This is a genomic window from Leucobacter chromiireducens subsp. chromiireducens (genome assembly GCF_016758255.1).
GTDB classification, from domain to species: Bacteria; Actinomycetota; Actinomycetes; order Actinomycetales; family Microbacteriaceae; genus Leucobacter; species Leucobacter chromiireducens.
Map to the genome: position 1 here is coordinate 245872 of NZ_QYAD01000001.1, position 16538 is coordinate 262409.

Below are 16538 nucleotides of genomic sequence, written 5' to 3' on the forward strand. Positions count from 1 at the left end.
CGGATAGAGGTGATGACCATGGCGGATTTGGTCTATTTCTCGAGCGTTTCGGGGTACACCCACCGTTTCGTTGAGAAGCTCGGACGGCCGGCACATCGCATCCCGCTCTACGCGAAGGATGAGCCGCTCGTCGTCACGGAGCCGTTCGTGCTCCTCTTGCCCACCTACGGCGGAGGGCCCGCGACGCGGGCCGTTCCGAAGCAGGTCATCCGATTCCTCAATGACGAGCGCAATCGGAAGTTGATCCGAGGCGTCATTGCCTCGGGAAACACTAATTTCGGCGAGGCCTACGGTCTTGCGGGGGACATCGTGGCGCGGAAGTGCCACGTGCCGGTCCTCTATCGATTCGAACTCTTTGGCACCCCGGACGACGTGAGTGTTGTCCACGAAGGATTGGAACAGTTTTGGAAGCAACAGTGATGGAGCCCGGGCTCGCGTCGTCGAAGATCAGCGACATGGATTACCACTCGCTGAACGCCATGCTCAACCTGTACGACGCAGACGGCAAGATCCAGTTCGACAAGGATCGTGAAGCTGCGCGCCAGTACTTCCTGCAGCACGTCAACCAGAACACGGTGTTCTTCCACAACTTCGAGGAGCGCCTGCGCTACCTGATCGACAACGAGTACTACGAGAAGGAACTGCTCGACCAGTACGACACGAAGTTCGTCGAGCAGCTCACCGACGAGGCGTACGCGATGAAGTTCCGCTTCCCCGCGTTCCTCGGCGCATTCAAGTTCTTCACCTCGTACGCGCTCAAGACGTTTGACGGCAAGCGCTACCTCGAGCGCTTTGAGGACCGCGTGGTCATGGTCGCGCTGGGCCTCGCTCGCGGCGACCAGGAGCTCGCTCGCGGCTTCATGCGTGAAATGATCTCGGGCCGCTTCCAGCCGGCAACCCCCACCTTCCTGAACCTCGGCAAGGCACAGCGCGGCGAGCTCGTCTCCTGCTTCCTGCTGCGCGTTGAGGACAACATGGAGTCGATCTCGCGCGGCATCAACTCGTCGCTGCAGCTGTCAAAGCGCGGCGGTGGCGTGGCGCTCTCGCTCTCAAACATCCGTGAGGCCGGCGCCCCGATCAAGAAGATCGAGAACCAGTCTTCGGGCATCATCCCCGTCATGAAGCTGCTCGAAGACAGCTTCAGCTACGCGAACCAGCTCGGCGCGCGTCAGGGTGCGGGTGCGGTGTACCTGAACGCACACCACCCCGACATCATGAAGTTCCTTGACACGAAGCGTGAGAACGCGGACGAGAAGATCCGTATTAAGACGCTCTCGCTCGGTGTCGTGGTCCCCGACATCACGTTCGAACTCGCGAAGAAGAACGAGGACATGTACCTCTTCTCTCCGTACGACGTCGAGCGCGTGTACGGCGTGCCCTTCGGCGACATCTCGGTTACCGAGAAGTATGCCGAGATGGTCGCGGACGCGCGCATCAAGAAGACCAAGATCAGCGCGCGTCAGTTCTTCCAGACCGTCGCTGAGCTGCAGTTCGAGTCGGGCTACCCCTACATCGTGTTCGAGGACACGGTGAACGCGGCGAACCCGATCAAGGGTCGCATCAACATGTCGAACCTGTGCTCCGAGATCCTCCAGGTCAATACCCCGACCACGTACAACGAGGACCTCAGCTACAACGAGATCGGCAAGGACATCTCTTGCAACCTCGGTTCGATGAACATCGCGATGGCGATGGACGGCGGCGATCTCGCGGGAACTGTGGATCTTGCGATCCGCTCGCTCACCGCGGTGAGCGACATGAGCTCGATCACGTCGGTGCGCTCGATTGAGGACGGCAACGCGCAGTCGCACGCCATCGGCCTCGGCCAGATGAACCTGCACGGCTACCTGGCGCGCGAGCACGTGCACTACGGTTCCGAAGAGGGCATCGACTTCACGAACATCTACTTCTACACCGTGCTGTTCCACGCGCTCACCGCGTCGAACAAGATCGCGATCGAGCGTGGCGAGGTGTTCGGCGGCTTCGCTGACTCGAAGTACGCGTCCGGCGAGTTCTTCGACAAGTACACGGATGCTGCGTGGGAGCCCGAGACCGAGCGCGTGCGCGAGATGTTCGCAAACGCTGGCATCACGATCCCGAACCAGGCTGACTGGACCGCGCTGAAGGCCTCCGTCATGGAGCACGGTATCTACAACCAGAACCTGCAGGCTGTGCCGCCCACCGGTTCGATCTCTTACATCAACAACTCGACGTCCTCGATCCACCCGATCGCGTCGAAGGTGGAGATCCGCAAGGAAGGCAAGCTCGGCCGCGTGTACTACCCGGCGCCGTTCATGACGAACGAGAACCTCGAGTACTACACCGACGCGTACGAGATCGGTGCCGAGAAGATCATCGACACCTACGCCGCGGCAACGCAGCACGTCGATCAGGGCCTGTCGCTCACGCTGTTCTTCAAGGACACCGCGACGACGCGTGACATCAACAAGGCGCAGATCTACGCATGGCGCAAGGGCATCAAGACGATCTACTACATCCGTCTGCGCCAGCTTGCGCTCGAGGGCACCGACATGACCGAGTGCGTCTCCTGCATGCTGTAATTTGGCACCGACACGATCACTGCTGGCTGAGAAAGGCGCGAGGAACGCGATGAACTTCAAGTTGGGGCACGCCGTCCAGGCGATCAACTGGAACCGGATCGAGGACGAGAAGGACCTGGAGGTCTGGAACCGTCTCGTGAACAACTTCTGGCTGCCCGAGAAGGTGCCGCTGTCGAACGACGTGCAGTCGTGGGCGACGCTGACGGACGACGAGAAGCTGCTCACCATGCGCGTCTTCACGGGCCTCACGCTGCTCGACACGATCCAGGGCACCGTGGGTGCCGTGTCGCTCATCCCCGACGCGATCACGCCGCATGAGGAAGCCGTCTACACGAACATCGCGTTCATGGAGTCGGTGCACGCGAAGAGCTACTCGTCGATCTTCTCGACGCTGTGCTCCACGCAGGAGATCGACGACGCCTTCCGCTGGTCCACGGAGAACGTGAACCTGCAGAAGAAGGCGCAGATCATCGTCGACTACTACGAGGGTGACGATCCGCTGAAGCGGAAGATTGCCTCGACGCTGCTCGAGTCGTTCCTCTTCTACTCGGGCTTCTACCTGCCCATGTACTGGTCGGCGCACGCCAAGCTCACGAACACGGCAGACCTCATCCGTCTGATCATTCGTGACGAGGCCGTGCATGGCTACTACATCGGCTACAAGTTCCAGAAGGGCCTCGAGAACGAGACCGAGGAGCGACGCCAGGAGCTGAAGGACTACACCTTCTCGCTCATGTACGAGCTGTACGAGAACGAGGTGAAGTACACGCAGGATCTCTACGATCCCGTGGGGCTCACCGAGGACGTCAAGAAGTTCCTGCACTACAACGCCAACAAGGCGCTCATGAACCTCGGCTACGAGCCGATGTTCCCCAAGGAGATGACCGACGTCAACCCGGCGATCTTGTCGTCGCTCTCGCCGAACGCGGACGAGAACCACGACTTCTTCTCGGGCTCGGGTTCCTCCTACGTGATCGGCAAGGCTGAGGCCACCGAGGACGAGGACTGGGACTTCTAACTCGGCGCTGCTCCGGCCCGCACTCGCGGGCGCACGAGGCCCGGAACCGCTCGCGTGGTTCCGGGCGTCGTGCTGTGCACGACGCTAGTGCTCTCCGGTGCCGTCGGCTGCGGGCATCTTCGGGAAGCGCTCTCCGACCCGACGATGAACCTCCGTGGTGGCCCCGTTGATCACTCCGGCGGGGCCGGCGGCGCGCTCGAAGACCCCTACGAATCGGTAGCCGATTTCCCGCGTGACGGGGTTCCTGACCTGTGCGAATGTGAGGCTCTTGGTGACGCGATCCGGCGAGATCTCTTTGACGGCGCCGCCGTCGCCCCTGTGGGTGTAAATCGTCTGGCCGTCGCTCGCGAGCGAGTTCTGCCAGTGGAACGAATCGCTCACCGTTCCGACGAGCTTCGGGCACCAGATCCGGTAAGCGGAGTAGTCGCGGTCCGTGCCTCGCGTCCCGGCGAGGCCAGCGGGCGTAAACCAGGAGCGCTGGATCCCGCGATAGCTGCAGCCCAGCAGCACGTTGCAGATCTCGGCAATCGTGGCGAAGCTCACCCCGTCCCCGACGGTGAACTCATCCCGTCCTGCGTAGAAGGCGTTCGGGTCGTTCGCGACATCGAGATCGTCCCACATGACGAAGTCTGCCGTTGCTGTCCTGCGCGTGATCTCGGCGACGTGCGCGTCGATGGTGGCATCGATCTGCGCGACGGTGACCGCCTCGGGTGCGCGGCCCGCGTTCGAAGTCTCCGCGTCCGCGGGGGCGGGCACCGGGACGCGGAGGAACTCGCACTCATTAGCCTGAATGGCGGTCAGAGTGGTAAAGAGGTCCGGGTGCTCGACCGGTCGCAGCTCGGTGATGATGCTGGCCTGCCGCTGGGCGTCGGCGAGCTGGTTGTGCTCGTGAAAACGTTCGTCGCACTCGATCGCGAGATTCAGCTGTGGGAAGTAGAGGTCGATGTAGAACTGGCGACCGTCTTCGGTTCGAACGGACTGCTGGCTCACCGGTTTGAGCTGTCCGCGTACCTCGGGGCTGAGCCGGTGCCAGATCGCATTGATGACGTAGTTCTCGTAGTCCTTGCGTCGCGTGCGTGACAGCGTTCGTGAGAGGTATTCCAGCCGATCGATCATCCCCCAAGTATGCAGGAATTACATTGCTTATCGATAGGTAGCACGCGCAGCCCGTCACGATGGCTGCGGAAGCGGGCTCCCCTCGGGTCCCGGCACTCGCTCACCAGGGCGCTCTGCCGAGCCGGGCTGCTCCCCGGCATCCGCCCGGAGATGGCCGCGAAGCGCGGCCGCGATCTCGCCAGCGTGCTGCGCCTGCTCGGGGGTGAGTGCGTCAACGAAGAGCTCCTTCACCGCGTGCAAGTGCCGGGCCGAGGCCGCGCGGAAGGCGGACTGGCCGGCTGCGGTGATGCCGATCTGCACACCGCGAGAGCTTGCTTCGTCTCGACTCCGTGTGATGAGCCCACGCTTCTCCATGCGGCCGAGGTGGTGCGAGAGCCTGCTGCGCTCCCACTCAATGAGATCGGCAAGCTCGGAGGAGCGCAGGGTGTGCGTCTCTGCTTCGCTCAGCGCGAGCAGCACGCGGTAGTCGCCGAGGGAGAGCGCGGATTCTGCAGCCAGGCGCCGGTCCATGCGCGAGCGGAGGATCTCGGCGGACTCGATGAAGTCACGCCAGATGTGCAGCTGCTCCGCGTCGGGTGTGTGGCGCCGCTGGGCCTGGGTCACGGCGTGCCTCCTCGCATAGTTGACATGTCAACAGTAGCAGGCGGTAGGATTGATGTATCAATCGAGCGCGGATCGCCTCGTCGATTGAGCGAAAACCCACCCGGCAACTGACCGGTAGGTGCCCGGCCCACAAGGCCAGGCGACTTCGTGTCGGTTGCGACCTTGCACTGAGAGGTTGAACAACATGAAGGCAGCGCGCTACTACGGCCGCGAAGACATTCGTATCGAGGACATCGAGCAGCAGCCCCTCGAGCCGGGCACCGTGCGCATCGATGTCGCGTGGACCGGAATCTGCGGTACGGACCTGCACGAGTACCTCGATGGCCCGATCTTCGTGCCCGCCCACGGTCACCTGCACCCGATCTCGGGCGAGGATGCGCCGGTGACCCTCGGCCACGAGTTCTCGGGCGTCGTGTCCGAGCTGGGCGAGGGCGTCACCGATCTCGCGGTTGGCGACCACGTGGTGGTTGAGCCGTACATCATTCGCGACGACGTGAACACTGGCCCCGAGTCGAACGATTACCACCTGTCGCCCGACATGAACTTCATTGGCCTGGGCGGTCGCGGCGGCGGTCTCGCGGAGAACATCGTCGTGAAGCGCCGCTGGGTGCACAAGATCGACTCGTCCGTGGCGCTCGACGAGGCCGCGCTGATCGAGCCGCTCTCCGTCGCCTACCATGCGGTGAAGCGCTCCGGCGTGGTCGCCGGGCAGACCGCGCTCGTTGGTGGCGCCGGCCCCATTGGCCTGCTCACCGCCGCGGTGCTGCACGCCATTGGCGTGAAGGTGATCGTGTCCGAGCTGTCACCGCTGCGCCGTCAGAAGGCGCTCGACGCGGGCGTCGCGGACGTTGCGCTCAACCCGGCCGAGGTCGATGTGGTCGCCGAGGTGAAGAAGCTCACCGACGGCAAGGGCGCGCACGTCGCATTCGAGGCGACCTCGGTGCAGGTCGTCTTCGACACCCTGATGGACGCCGTGCGCCCGACGGGCGTCATCGTGGTGATCTCCATCTGGGGGAAGCCGGCCACCTTCGACATGCACAAGCTCGTAATGAAGGAGATCGACGTGCGCGGCACGATCGGGTACGTGAACTCGCACCCCGACACCATCGCGCTCGTGGAGTCCGGAAAGATCGATCTGAAGCCGTTCATCACCGGCCGAATCGGCCTCGAGGGGCTCGTAGATGAGGGCTTCAACACGCTGATCAACCACAACGAGACGGCGGTCAAGATTCTCGTCTCGCCGACCGGGAAGGGCCTGTAGCCCAGACGCGGCGCTGACTGGCATCGCGAAGCGGCCGGGACGGGGGAGCACCCCGACCCGGCCGCTTCGTGTATCTCCGGAAGGCCCGAGCGGAGCGCGATCCCTCGCCTTCGCGAATGACATCGATGTAATTTCGAAGCTCACTTCGAGTTATCCACAAGACTGTGCAGAATGTTCCGCACAAAGATGCGAGTTATCCACCGAGTTGTGCACAGGGTGTGGGGAAAACTCGATGTGGATCAGGAAGTCTTCGGCCCGGTCGAACCCTCCTCGCACGCGTGTTCGAGGCGCGCGGGGGCGGATTCCGATCGAGACTGGTCCGCGATCCGTGCGCCGCCGAGCGGCGAAGCATACCCCCGAGGGGGTTACCCTTGACGCATGCAGTTGAATGAAACGCGCGCCTGGAACCGCTTCTACGCCCCCGGGACCCCGGTGGACATTGAGCCCGTCACGGGGTCGCTCGTTGACCTGCTCGACGAGCGCTGCGCGCAGTGGGCTGACCGCGACGCGATCAGCTTCTTCGGCCGCACGGTGACCTACCGCGACTTGGGCGAGCGCGTTGCCCGCGTGGCACAGGGGCTTGCCGATCTGGGCGTGCGCGCCGGCGACCGGGTGGCGCTCATCATGCCGAACGCGCCACAGCACGTGATTGCGTTCTATGCGGTGCTCCGGCTCGGCGGCGTGGTGGTGGAACACAACCCGCTCTACACGCGCGATGAGCTCGAGACGCAGTTCCGAGACCACGGCGCCACCGTCGTGATTGCCTGGGAGAAGGTCGTGGCGACCGTGCAGGCGCTGCCCGCGGAGCTCGGGATCGAGACGATTGTCGCCGTCGATGTGACGCGCGCAATGCCGTTTGCGACCCGCGCCGCGCTGCGCCTCCCGATCGCGAAGGCGCGCAATTCGCGTGCCGCCCTCACCACCGAGACGACGGGAACGGTCCCGTTCGCCCGACTCGAGCGCGCCACCCCGATCGCGGCCTCGCACCCACGCCCAGTGCGCGACGACGTCGCGTGCCTGCAGTACACCTCGGGCACCACGGGGGCGCCGAAGGGCGCGATGATCACGCATGGCAACCTGTGGGCGAACGCGCGCATGGGCGCGGCGTGGATGCCTGACTTCACCCGCGGCGAGGGGTCCATTTACGGGCTCCTGCCCATGTTCCACTCCTTCGGTCTGCTCCTCTCGGTGATCTACTCGGTTGAAACGGGATCGCGCGCCGTGCTCTTTCCCACCTTTGACCCGGAGCTCGTGTCGCAGGCCGCGAAGCGCTTCCCGCCCACATTCATTCCCGCGGTGCCGCCGATGTTCGACCGTCTCGCGCGCGTTGCCCGCGATGGCAAGCTCGACCTCAGCCAGGTGGTCTACTCCATTTCGGGCGCGATGACCCTCACGCCCGCCATTGTGAAGCGGTGGGAGGACCTTGCGGGCAGCATGCTGAACGAGGGCTACGGGCTCACCGAGACGAGCCCCATCGCACTGGCCAACCCGTTCACTGATGAGCGGCGCATCGGCGCCATCGGCATTCCGTTCCCCTCGACCGACATTCGCGTTGTCGACCCTGAGGAACCCACCCGGCAGGTCGCACAGGGCGAGGTGGGTGAGCTGCTCATCGGCGGCCCGCAGGTGTTCCTCGGCTACTGGAACCGCCCGGAGGAGACCGCCGCGACCCTGCTCAATGGCGGCTGGCTGCGCACCGGCGACCTGGTCGTGCAAGACGAGGACGGCTTCGTCACCGTGGTCGACCGGAAGAAGGAGCTCATCATCACGGGCGGCTTCAATGTCTCGCCGAGCGAGGTGGAACGCGTGGTGAACGGCCTGCCCGGGGTCGCTGAATCAGCCGTCGTGGGGGTTCCCCGCGGCAGCGGCGCCGAGGTGGTGACGGTTGCCGTGGTGCTCGAACCCGGCGCCCAGTTCGACGAGGAGGCCGCGCGTGCCGCCGCCCGCGAGCAGCTCGCCGAGTACAAGCGGCCCAGCACCTACCTGGTGTGGGAGGAGCTGCCGAAGTCGCTCATCGGAAAGGTGCTTCGTCGCAAGGTGCGTGACACGCTCATCGCCGATCGCCACGCGGTGCGCGCCGCCGCGGACGACGACGAGGCATAGTCGGAGCGGATCCCGATCCTGAGTTCGAGACGGGCGCTTGGGATCGGGGCTACCGCCTGCGGGCGACGCGGCCCACCGCGCCGCCAATGGCCCGATCGAGCGCAACGAAGATGTACCCGATCCCCACGAGCGCGACCGTGAGCGCGAGAATCCACAGCGCCACCCCGCCGACACCGTGGGTGGCGACGTCGAGGAACGGGTAGGGGTAGTTCTGGCCGGGCAAGAACTCGCCGCCGAGCCCGCCGTATATGAGGGCGTAGGCGAGGTACGCGTACGGGATGAGCGCCCAGAGCAGCGGGTCAACCCAGCGCAGGCGACCCTTCGGCACGAAGAGCAGCCAATCGAGGATGAGTAGCGCCGGCGTGATGATGTGGATCAGGTTGTCCGTCAGCGAGAACGGCACGTAGTCGCCCTCCTGCTGGAACGTCGCCGGAACCAGCACCACCAGGTAGACGAGCAAGGTTACGGTGATGGCCATCATCACGGCGCCGCTCCACCGCGCAGACGGCGTGGAGTGTCCACGCGGGCCGCTCGCCGCGATGTCGCGCAGCGTGCGCACGATGAGCGCGCCCAGCCACACGAGGCAGAGCAGATTGCTGAGCACCGTGTAGTAGCGGAGTGCGCCCCAACTGGGATCGGGCGTGAACACGCCCGTGATGCGCACGAGGCCCGTGAGCACGAGAGCGAGTGCCAGGATGCGGAAGCTCAGCGCGGCGAGGCGCCACGTGAGCGCGCCATCGGCGAACGGGCGGGACGGGGATGCTGTCGTGGGTGCGGCAATGGTCACCGCACTATCTCACCACGCTGCGGGGCTGCGCGCGAGCGGCAGTTTCACCTCGTGCATGCAGCCCCCGCGGAGGTCGCGCGATCACACGCAGTAGACTGGGGGGAAGTGCGCCGGTCCCTATTCACGGCGCGAAGTGCGAACTCATGGAGGAGGCGCGGATGAAGCGAGGCCGCCTAGACCAGCGCACAATCGTTGACGCGGTGCTCGAGCTTGCGAGCAACGAACCGCAGGCCCGCATCACGTTTAAGCGACTCGGAGAAGCGCTCGGCGTCGATGCAACCGCGATGTACCGTCATTTTCGGAACAAGGATGAGCTGACGCGCGCGGCGCTCGACCGGCTCGCGGCAACTGCGACGACGGATGCGCGTGCCGCGGCTGGCGATTGGCGATCTCGGCTCGAAGCCTTCGCGACGCGGATGGCGGCGCTGAGCCTCGAGCATCCGGCGATCGGCGCGGAATGGGCCATGGTGGATCCGGTGGGCCCGGGCGATGTCGCCTCAGACGAGTTTCTACTCGAGATGCTTTCAGAGGCGGGGCTTGCGGGCACTGACTTGATCACCGCGTACGCTGCGATTTCTGGTTTCACGCTTGCTCAGAGCGCTGCGCTCGCGCAGGAGGCACTCGAGCGGACGGGGAGCAGCCGTGACGGCACCATCCCGTGGATCAGCACCTTTGGCTCCGTGGACCTCGCCGACTTCCCGCACGTGAGCGAGCACCGCGACGCCCTGCTCGCGATCGACGGGATCACCGTCTATCGCGCTGGCATCACCGCGATCCTCGACTCGATTGCGCGCTCGGCAGGAGCAGCGCAGTAGCGCACACGTCACACAAGAACGGGCCCCGCGAAATCGCGAGGCCCGAAGTAGCGGGTGGCTAGTCGAAGATGTCGCCGAGGAAGTCGAACGGGCTCTTCTTCTTGCGGTAGCGCGGGTCGCCGTAGCGCGGGTCACCGGAGCGGCCGTCGCGGCGCCGATCATCCTGGCGGTAGTCGCCGCCGCCGTACTGGCCGTGACGGGGATCCGCCGCAGGCTGCGGTGGCACGGGGGTGGTGTACTGCTGAGGCGGCGCGGAGTACTGCTGCGGGGCTGCGGCCGGCTGTGCGGGCGCGGGCGGAGCCGCTGCCTGCGGTGGCGCGGTGAACGCAGCCGCTTCGGCCTGCGCGCGGTCGAGAATCTTGTCGAGCTCACCCCGATCGAGCCAGATGCCGCGGCACTCCGGGCAGTAGTCGATCTCGATTCCCTGCCGCTCGCTCATGAGCAGGGTCGTTCCGTCGCTGGGGCAGTTCATGCCTCCCAGCGTAGGGGCGAAATCAGCTCTCTCAGCTGTGTCCGGGCGTACTGGGGGTGGCTTCCCAGGCACGGGGATCGGTGCGTGGTGTCGGGGCCACAACGCGGCACGGCCCGCCCCCGCAGAAGCGGGAACGGGCCGTGAACGGAGGGCTGATCCGAACGAGATCAGCGGGCGGGAGCGGGCTTAGAAGCCTGCGCCGCTCGGGGACGGGGTATCGGGATCGATGACGAGGTGGAGCAGCGCGGGGCCATCGTGCGCGAGCAGTTCAGCGACCGTCTCGGCGATGCCCTCATTCGTGTCCAGCCGAGCTCCGCGACCGCCGAAGGACTCCATCCACGCGGCGAAGTCAGGGTTCGCCATTGCCGTGCCGGACGGGCGTCCCGGGTACCAGCGTTCCTGGTGCTCCACGATCGTTGCGTACTTCCCGTTGTCGACCACAACGAAGAGGGCCCGCCCGTTCTGCGCAACGAGGGTGGCCACCTCCTGGCCGTTCATCAGGAAGTCGCCGTCGCCGCAAACGGCAACGGAGCGGCGCTCGGGGAAGACGAGAGCCGCGGCGACGGCCGCCGGAACGGCCATGCCCATCGCGCCGTTGCGCGAGCCGACGAGGCTGTTGGGCACGTTGTGCGTGAGCTGGCGGTGGCCCCAGATCGTTGCGTTGCCCGCGCCGTAGCTCACTACGCGATCATCGCCGAGCTGCTGCTCAAGCTCCGCGAACACGAGCTCGAGGTCGACGCCGCCGGTCACCGGGGCGTGCTCGGTCACCGCGGTGAAGCGCTCATGGCTGGCCCGCAGCTCTGCGACGCGCTCGCCGGTGCGGCTGCCGCGCACGTCGCCCAGGGCGCCGAGCTCGGAGACGAAGCCGGCGGGGGTCGCAGTGATGAGCTGATCCACCCGGCCCGCGTGCTGCAGCAGCTGCGCGTCCGTGGTGACGAGCACGGTCTCCGTCTCGAACCCGACGGTGTAGCCCTCACTCATCACGTCGCTGCGCACCGCGCCAACACCGATGAAGAGGTCAGCGTCGCGCAGGGCATCCACGATGCTGTCGCGACGCCCGTAGCCGGGCCAGCCCACGTACGCGGGGTGGTTGTTCGGCACGACGTCGTAGTTGCGCCAGTCACCCGCAACGGGAATGTGGTTCTCCAAAGCCCAGTCTGCGAGCTGCTTGCCGGTCTCACCCATGAAGCTGTCTCCGCCTGCAAGGAGGAAGGGCCGCTCGGCCTGAGCGATCCGCTCGCGCAGCGCCTCGAGGTCAGGGCGGCTGGGCGCGGGAGCAGCGAGTGCCCGAGGTGCGGGCGCGACCGCGCCCGTGACCTCGCGAAGCAGGTCCTCGGGCAGGCCCACCACCACGGGGCCGGGGCGGCCGGACACCGCGACGTGCATCGCCTCGGCCACAATGTCGCCCGCCTGGTCGGCGTTCTCGACGGTGAGCACGCGCTTCACCGTCGAGCCGAACCAGCTGTCGATGCTGAACTCTTGGAAGGACTCGCGGCGGCGATCGGCGATCGGCACGAGACCGATGAAGCAGACCAGCGGAGTGGCATCCTGGTACGCGCAGTGTGCGGCGATGAAGAAGTTGGCGGCGCCCGGTCCACGGGTCACCATCGCCACGCCGGGGCGGCCGGTGAGGCGGCCTTCCGCCAATGCCATGAAGCCGACGCCACCCTCCTGGCGGCAGACCACGTTGGTGATGTTCGAATCGTGGAGCCCGTCCAGCACGTCGAGGAAGCTCTCGCCGGGCACGGAGTAGACGCGTTCGACGCCGTGGCTCGCGAGCGTCTCGACAATGAGGTGGCCTGCGGAGCGCGAGTGAGTCATCGGGGGTTCCTCTCAAACATGGGTGACCGTGCGCGGGCACAGGGGTGCCCGTGGTACTCCTCCACCTTGCCAGGTACATCTGCACAGCGCGCGGGGCATACGTCACTGGATCTCGGTATCATTTTGGGTATGTGCACATTTGGCGCCGGGGCCGCGTGATGATCGCTGTGCCCGAGGACCACGATTCGCCGCTGTCGAGCCGGCCATTTGCTTCCGACCAGGAGCGCTGGTTCGCGTTGCTCGACCTGCTCGACCTCGAGCGTTTGGCGCGCGACTTTCTCGTGCGCCTCGCGGAGGTGGGGGAGTACACGGAGGCGCGGCTCTCCGACGACGAGCTCGCCATCGCCGCGCGCTCCTCTTTCGCGGGGTTGATCGAACGAATGCGTGACCCGGGAAGCACGAAGTCTCAAGCCGCGGCCTTCGCCGTAGGAACCTCACGCGCGCGTGCGGGTATCTCGCGCGCGGCGCTGATGACCGCGATCCGGCTCGATTATGTTGTGCTCTGGAACGCGCTTGTGGCCGTGGGCACTGCGGAAGACGCACAGCTGCTGCTGCGTCATGCGGACTACGTCTGGCAGGTGGTTGATGAGTACGCGCGGCACGCCCAGGACGGGTACCTGGCGGAGCGCGAGCTACTGAGCGACGAGCGGCAACTCTTGGAGCGGGCGCTCGTGTCCGAGCTTGTGGACACCGAGGAGCAGCCGGGCTCTGAGCGTGCCGTGGAAATCGCAACGGCGCTGGGGGTGCCCGCGCGGGTGCACTGGATTGTGCTTGCGGCCGAGGGGACAGAGGCTGCGGAGCTCCGGCAAACACTTGCGGGGGATCCGCGCATGCGCGAGGCGCTCCTCTCGTCGTACCGGGGCGCGACCCTGCTGCTGCTCGTCACGGCGACGGCGTGGCACACGCGGCCCGCGCTACAGGAGCTGCGTGGCAGCGCACTCGGGGCAATCGTGACGGTGGAGGGCATCGAAGAAGTCTGGTCGGGCGCGCGGCTCGCGTCAGAGCTCGCCGGGCTTCCGGCGCGCGGTGGCGTGCGGCGCAGCTTCACGGACTGGCCGCGGCTCGTGCGGAGCCAACTCACCGGCACGCACTTCGATCTGGTGCTCAACTTTGAAGCGAAGCTCGCGGAGTGCAGCGCGGCCGAGCGCGACGCGATCGAGGAGTCGATTCGCGCCTACCTCGAGACCGGAAGCGTGCAGGCCGCCGCCTCCCAGATGTTCTGCCACCGCAACACGATCACGAATCGACTCCGGCGCTTCACGGAGCTCACCGGCATCGACGTGACGGTGCCCACGGAGGCGGCGAGCGTTGTGCTTGCGTGGGGCTGATCCCGCCCAGAATGCACGGAGCGCGGTGCAATCCGACAGCATGCCGGGTCGCACCGCGCTCCGTGCGCGGGAGGCGGACGCCTAGTTCACGAGCGTGTGCGGCTTCTCGCCGCGCAGCACGAGGGTGACGTTCTCCGCGGGCACCATGAAGTACTCGCGGAGGGTCGCGTCGCTTCGGAACGCCGAGTGAGGCGTGACCTGGACGTTGGGGTGCGCGACGAACGGATCATCTGCCGCGGCGGGCTCGACCTGCAGCACGTCGAGGAACGCTGACCGCACTTGACCGCTCGCGAGCGCGTCCAGGAGTGCATCCGAGTCGATCAGTTCACCGCGCGCGACATTGATCACGTACGCGCCGCGGGGCAGCTTCGCGATGGTCTCGCGGTTCAGGAAGTCACGCGTCTCATCGGTGAGTAGCGCGTGCAGGCTGATCACGTTCGAGCGCTCGAGCAGCTCGTCGGTGCTGTGCACCCGCTCGACACCCTCCTCCCAGGCATCCTCGGGGACGAAGGGATCGTAGGCGATGACCTTGTCGAAGAACGGCAGCGCGCGGTGTGCAACCTTGCGCGCAATGCGACCGAAGCTCAGCAGTCCGAGGGTGAGCTCGCTCGCGCGGGGAGGCAGTGGGAGTGCCGAGTAGTCCCACTCGCCACCCTCGACCTGCTCGTATGACGCGCGGAGTTCGCGCAGCATGCTGAGCATGCCAGCGACCGCGTGCGTGGCCACCTCTTCGCTCGCCACACTGGGCATGTTGCACACGTCGATCCCGAGCTCGCGTGCAACCGCGACGTCGATCTTGTTGAATCCGACTGAGGTGGTCGCGATCACCTTGAGCTGGGGGAGCGCACGAAGCGTGTCGGCGTCGAGTTCGATGAAGCTCGCAACGATGCCCTCGCAGTTCGGCGTCTTCGCCAGCAGTTCCGCGGGATCGAGCGTGTCGAGGAGCGTGACCTCGTGCCCCTGCGCTTCGAGAAAGGCGATGGCCTCGGTGGGGTCGAGCGCGCCCCGATCGGTGATGGTGATCTGTGCCATTCCGGCTCCTCCTGCGTTGAGTGCGACGGCGGGAAAACCCGCCTCTCGAAGCTTCGCACACCCCCGGATGTGCATGTGCATACCGATCGCCCCGCGGTCCACGTCACTTGCCTAGTGACCTGAACCGGCCGGAAATGGCATTGTCATTGGAGCGAGCGCGACATGACTCACGGCCCGGTCGCTCGAAGAAGAGTGGGCCATTCACTGGAAAGAGGACGGATCTCGAGATGAGCTCGACGTCAAACATCACACAGGCGGAGCGGGAAACCGCGACCGTCAACGTCATCTCGCCGAGTGACGCCCGCCGGGCCTCCATCGGCGCACTCGTCGGCAACGTACTGGAATGGTACGACTACTTCCTGTTCAACACGGCCGCCGCGCTTGTGTTCAACGTGCAGTACTTCGTGAGCGACAATGCTGCCGCCGCGTCGATGGCTGCGTTTGCAACGCTTGCCGTTGGGTTCCTGGTGCGCCCGCTCGGCGGCCTGATCTTCGGCTGGTTGGGAGATCGCATCGGCCGCAAGGCAGTGCTCATGATCACCGTCGTGGGCATCGGTGTCGCCACGGGCCTCATCGGCATTCTGCCGAACTACGTTGCCATTGGGGTGTGGGCGCCGATCTTCCTGGTCGTGCTGCGCCTGCTGCAGGGCCTCTTCATCGGTGGCGAGTGGTCGGGCGCTATGACGCTCGCCGTGGAGAACGCGCCGCTCAGCATGCGTGCCCGCATGGCGGCGCTGCCGCAGCTTGGTTCGCCCATCGCAACGATCCTCTCCTCGGGCGGCTTCTTCCTGCTCGCACTCTTCCTCAGCGCGGACAACTTCGATGCGTGGGGCTGGCGAATCCCGTTCCTGCTCGCGATCCCACTCCTGCTGCTCGCTGTGTGGCTGCGCAACAAGATGCACGAGTCGCCGGTCTTCACCGAGATGAAGGAGAGCGGCCAGAACGAGAAGGCTCCCCTCAAGGTCGTCTTCGTGCAGGCGTGGCGCCAGCTGCTCGTCGGCATCGCCGCTGTCATCCTCGGCACCGCGGGCTTCTACATCGTCACGACCTTCGTCATGAACTACGGCACCCGCGTGCTCGGGATCGAACGCAACATGATCCTCATGGCAACGCTGATCGGCGCCGTGTTCCAGCTCCTCTCGGTGCTGCACGCCGGTCACCTCGGCCAGAAGTACGGCGCGACGCGCGTCATCATTGGCGCTGGAATCCTGACGGCAATCGTGGCCTTCCCCTGCTTCCTGCTCATCCAGACGACGCAGCCGGTGCTCGTCACGATCGGCATCGTCATCTCGGTCTCGCTGCTCACGTACTCGTTTGCCGCAGCGGGCACGGTGCTCACGGGTCTCTTCCCCGCGTCGGTGCGACTCTCGGGCGTCGCGGTGGCCTTCAACGGCGCGAACGTGCTCGCAGGCCTCACCCCGCTGATCGCGACGGCGCTTGTGACCGCATCGGGTGACTCCTGGGTGCCCGCAGCCGTGATGCTCGTGCTGTTCTCGCTGCTCAGCACCGTCGGCGCGATCCTCGCGCCCAAGCTGAGCCAGCAGTACGAGGGCTTCAAGCACTAACCCCGGTTGGTCGCGCGCTCAGCGCGGCACACCACCCTCCCCGGGTGCGGCGGAAT

Annotated in this window: 14 protein-coding genes; 8 read left to right on the plus strand and 6 right to left on the minus strand. The window is 65.8% G+C overall.

What is annotated here, in order from left to right; translation table 11 throughout:
• Nucleotides 1-18: 18 nt before the first annotated feature.
• Genes nrdI through nrdF form a run of 3 tightly spaced genes read left to right on the plus strand, consistent with a single transcriptional unit; the run spans nt 19 to nt 3579 of the window.
• A complete protein-coding gene (gene nrdI / locus D3226_RS01185; protein WP_202381475.1) occupies nt 19-420 on the plus strand; it encodes a class Ib ribonucleoside-diphosphate reductase assembly flavoprotein NrdI in 402 nt (133 codons plus the stop codon).
• Complete coding sequence (nrdE, locus tag D3226_RS01190) at nt 420-2561, plus strand: class 1b ribonucleoside-diphosphate reductase subunit alpha (RefSeq protein WP_202381474.1); 2142 nt, start codon at nt 420-422, stop codon at nt 2559-2561. Before nrdI ends, nrdE begins: the two co-directional genes overlap by 1 nt.
• A 49-nt stretch (nt 2562-2610) precedes the next feature.
• Nucleotides 2611-3579, plus strand: a complete 969-nt coding sequence (gene nrdF, locus D3226_RS01195; protein ID WP_202380607.1) for a class 1b ribonucleoside-diphosphate reductase subunit beta — start codon at nt 2611-2613, stop codon at nt 3577-3579.
• 84 nt (nt 3580-3663) lie between these two features.
• Here nrdF and D3226_RS01200 read toward each other — a convergent pair whose 3' ends face one another.
• Together D3226_RS01200 and D3226_RS01205 are read right to left on the minus strand one after the other, a co-directional pair.
• On the minus strand, nt 3664-4695 hold the full coding sequence (locus tag D3226_RS01200) for an AbaSI family restriction endonuclease (protein WP_202380608.1): 1032 nt from the start codon (nt 4693-4695) through the stop codon (nt 3664-3666).
• 54 nt (nt 4696-4749) lie between these two features.
• Nucleotides 4750-5298: a MarR family winged helix-turn-helix transcriptional regulator gene (locus D3226_RS01205; RefSeq protein ID WP_337248859.1), complete on the minus strand. Its 549-nt coding sequence runs from the start codon at nt 5296-5298 to the stop codon at nt 4750-4752.
• Between the two features lie 184 nt (nt 5299-5482).
• Between D3226_RS01205 and D3226_RS01210 the strand changes: the two genes are divergently transcribed.
• Nucleotides 5483-6559, plus strand: a complete 1077-nt coding sequence (locus tag D3226_RS01210) for a 2,3-butanediol dehydrogenase (RefSeq protein WP_202380609.1) — start codon at nt 5483-5485, stop codon at nt 6557-6559.
• Between the two features lie 378 nt (nt 6560-6937).
• Entirely contained in the window at nt 6938-8662 is a 1725-nt protein-coding gene (locus D3226_RS01215; protein ID WP_202380610.1) for a long-chain-fatty-acid--CoA ligase, read from the plus strand.
• Between the two features lie 49 nt (nt 8663-8711).
• Here D3226_RS01215 and D3226_RS01220 read toward each other — a convergent pair whose 3' ends face one another.
• Nucleotides 8712-9449, minus strand: a complete 738-nt coding sequence (locus D3226_RS01220) for a Pr6Pr family membrane protein (RefSeq protein WP_202380611.1) — start codon at nt 9447-9449, stop codon at nt 8712-8714.
• A gap of 158 nt (nt 9450-9607) precedes the next feature.
• Here D3226_RS01220 and D3226_RS01225 point away from each other — a divergent pair, with 158 nt between their 5' ends.
• Nucleotides 9608-10264: a TetR/AcrR family transcriptional regulator gene (locus tag D3226_RS01225; protein ID WP_202380612.1), complete on the plus strand. Its 657-nt coding sequence runs from the start codon at nt 9608-9610 to the stop codon at nt 10262-10264.
• A 58-nt stretch (nt 10265-10322) separates the two neighbouring features.
• Here D3226_RS01225 and D3226_RS01230 read toward each other — a convergent pair whose 3' ends face one another.
• Together D3226_RS01230 and D3226_RS01235 are read right to left on the minus strand one after the other, a co-directional pair.
• Complete coding sequence (locus D3226_RS01230; RefSeq protein ID WP_202380613.1) at nt 10323-10736, minus strand: TFIIB-type zinc ribbon-containing protein; 414 nt, start codon at nt 10734-10736, stop codon at nt 10323-10325.
• A 186-nt stretch (nt 10737-10922) separates the two neighbouring features.
• Nucleotides 10923-12557 carry a thiamine pyrophosphate-dependent enzyme gene (locus tag D3226_RS01235; RefSeq protein WP_202380614.1) on the minus strand — a complete coding sequence of 545 codons (1635 nt, stop codon included), beginning with the start codon at nt 12555-12557 and terminating at the stop codon, nt 10923-10925.
• Nucleotides 12558-12688: 131 nt separating this feature from the next.
• Between D3226_RS01235 and D3226_RS14975 the strand changes: the two genes are divergently transcribed.
• The gene (locus tag D3226_RS14975) at nt 12689-13885 is read left to right on the plus strand and encodes an RsbRD N-terminal domain-containing protein (protein ID WP_202380615.1); all 1197 of its coding nucleotides are present in this window, start codon (nt 12689-12691) and stop codon (nt 13883-13885) included.
• An 81-nt stretch (nt 13886-13966) separates the two neighbouring features.
• Here the strand turns inward: D3226_RS14975 and D3226_RS01245 are convergent, their stop codons facing one another.
• The gene (locus D3226_RS01245; RefSeq protein ID WP_202380616.1) at nt 13967-14917 is read right to left on the minus strand and encodes a C-terminal binding protein; all 951 of its coding nucleotides are present in this window, start codon (nt 14915-14917) and stop codon (nt 13967-13969) included.
• 227 nt (nt 14918-15144) lie between these two features.
• Here D3226_RS01245 and D3226_RS01250 point away from each other — a divergent pair, with 227 nt between their 5' ends.
• Nucleotides 15145-16482 (plus strand): MFS transporter, encoded by a 1338-nt coding sequence (locus tag D3226_RS01250; protein ID WP_202380617.1) that lies wholly within the window; start codon nt 15145-15147, stop codon nt 16480-16482.
• Nucleotides 16483-16538: the final 56 nt, after the last annotated feature.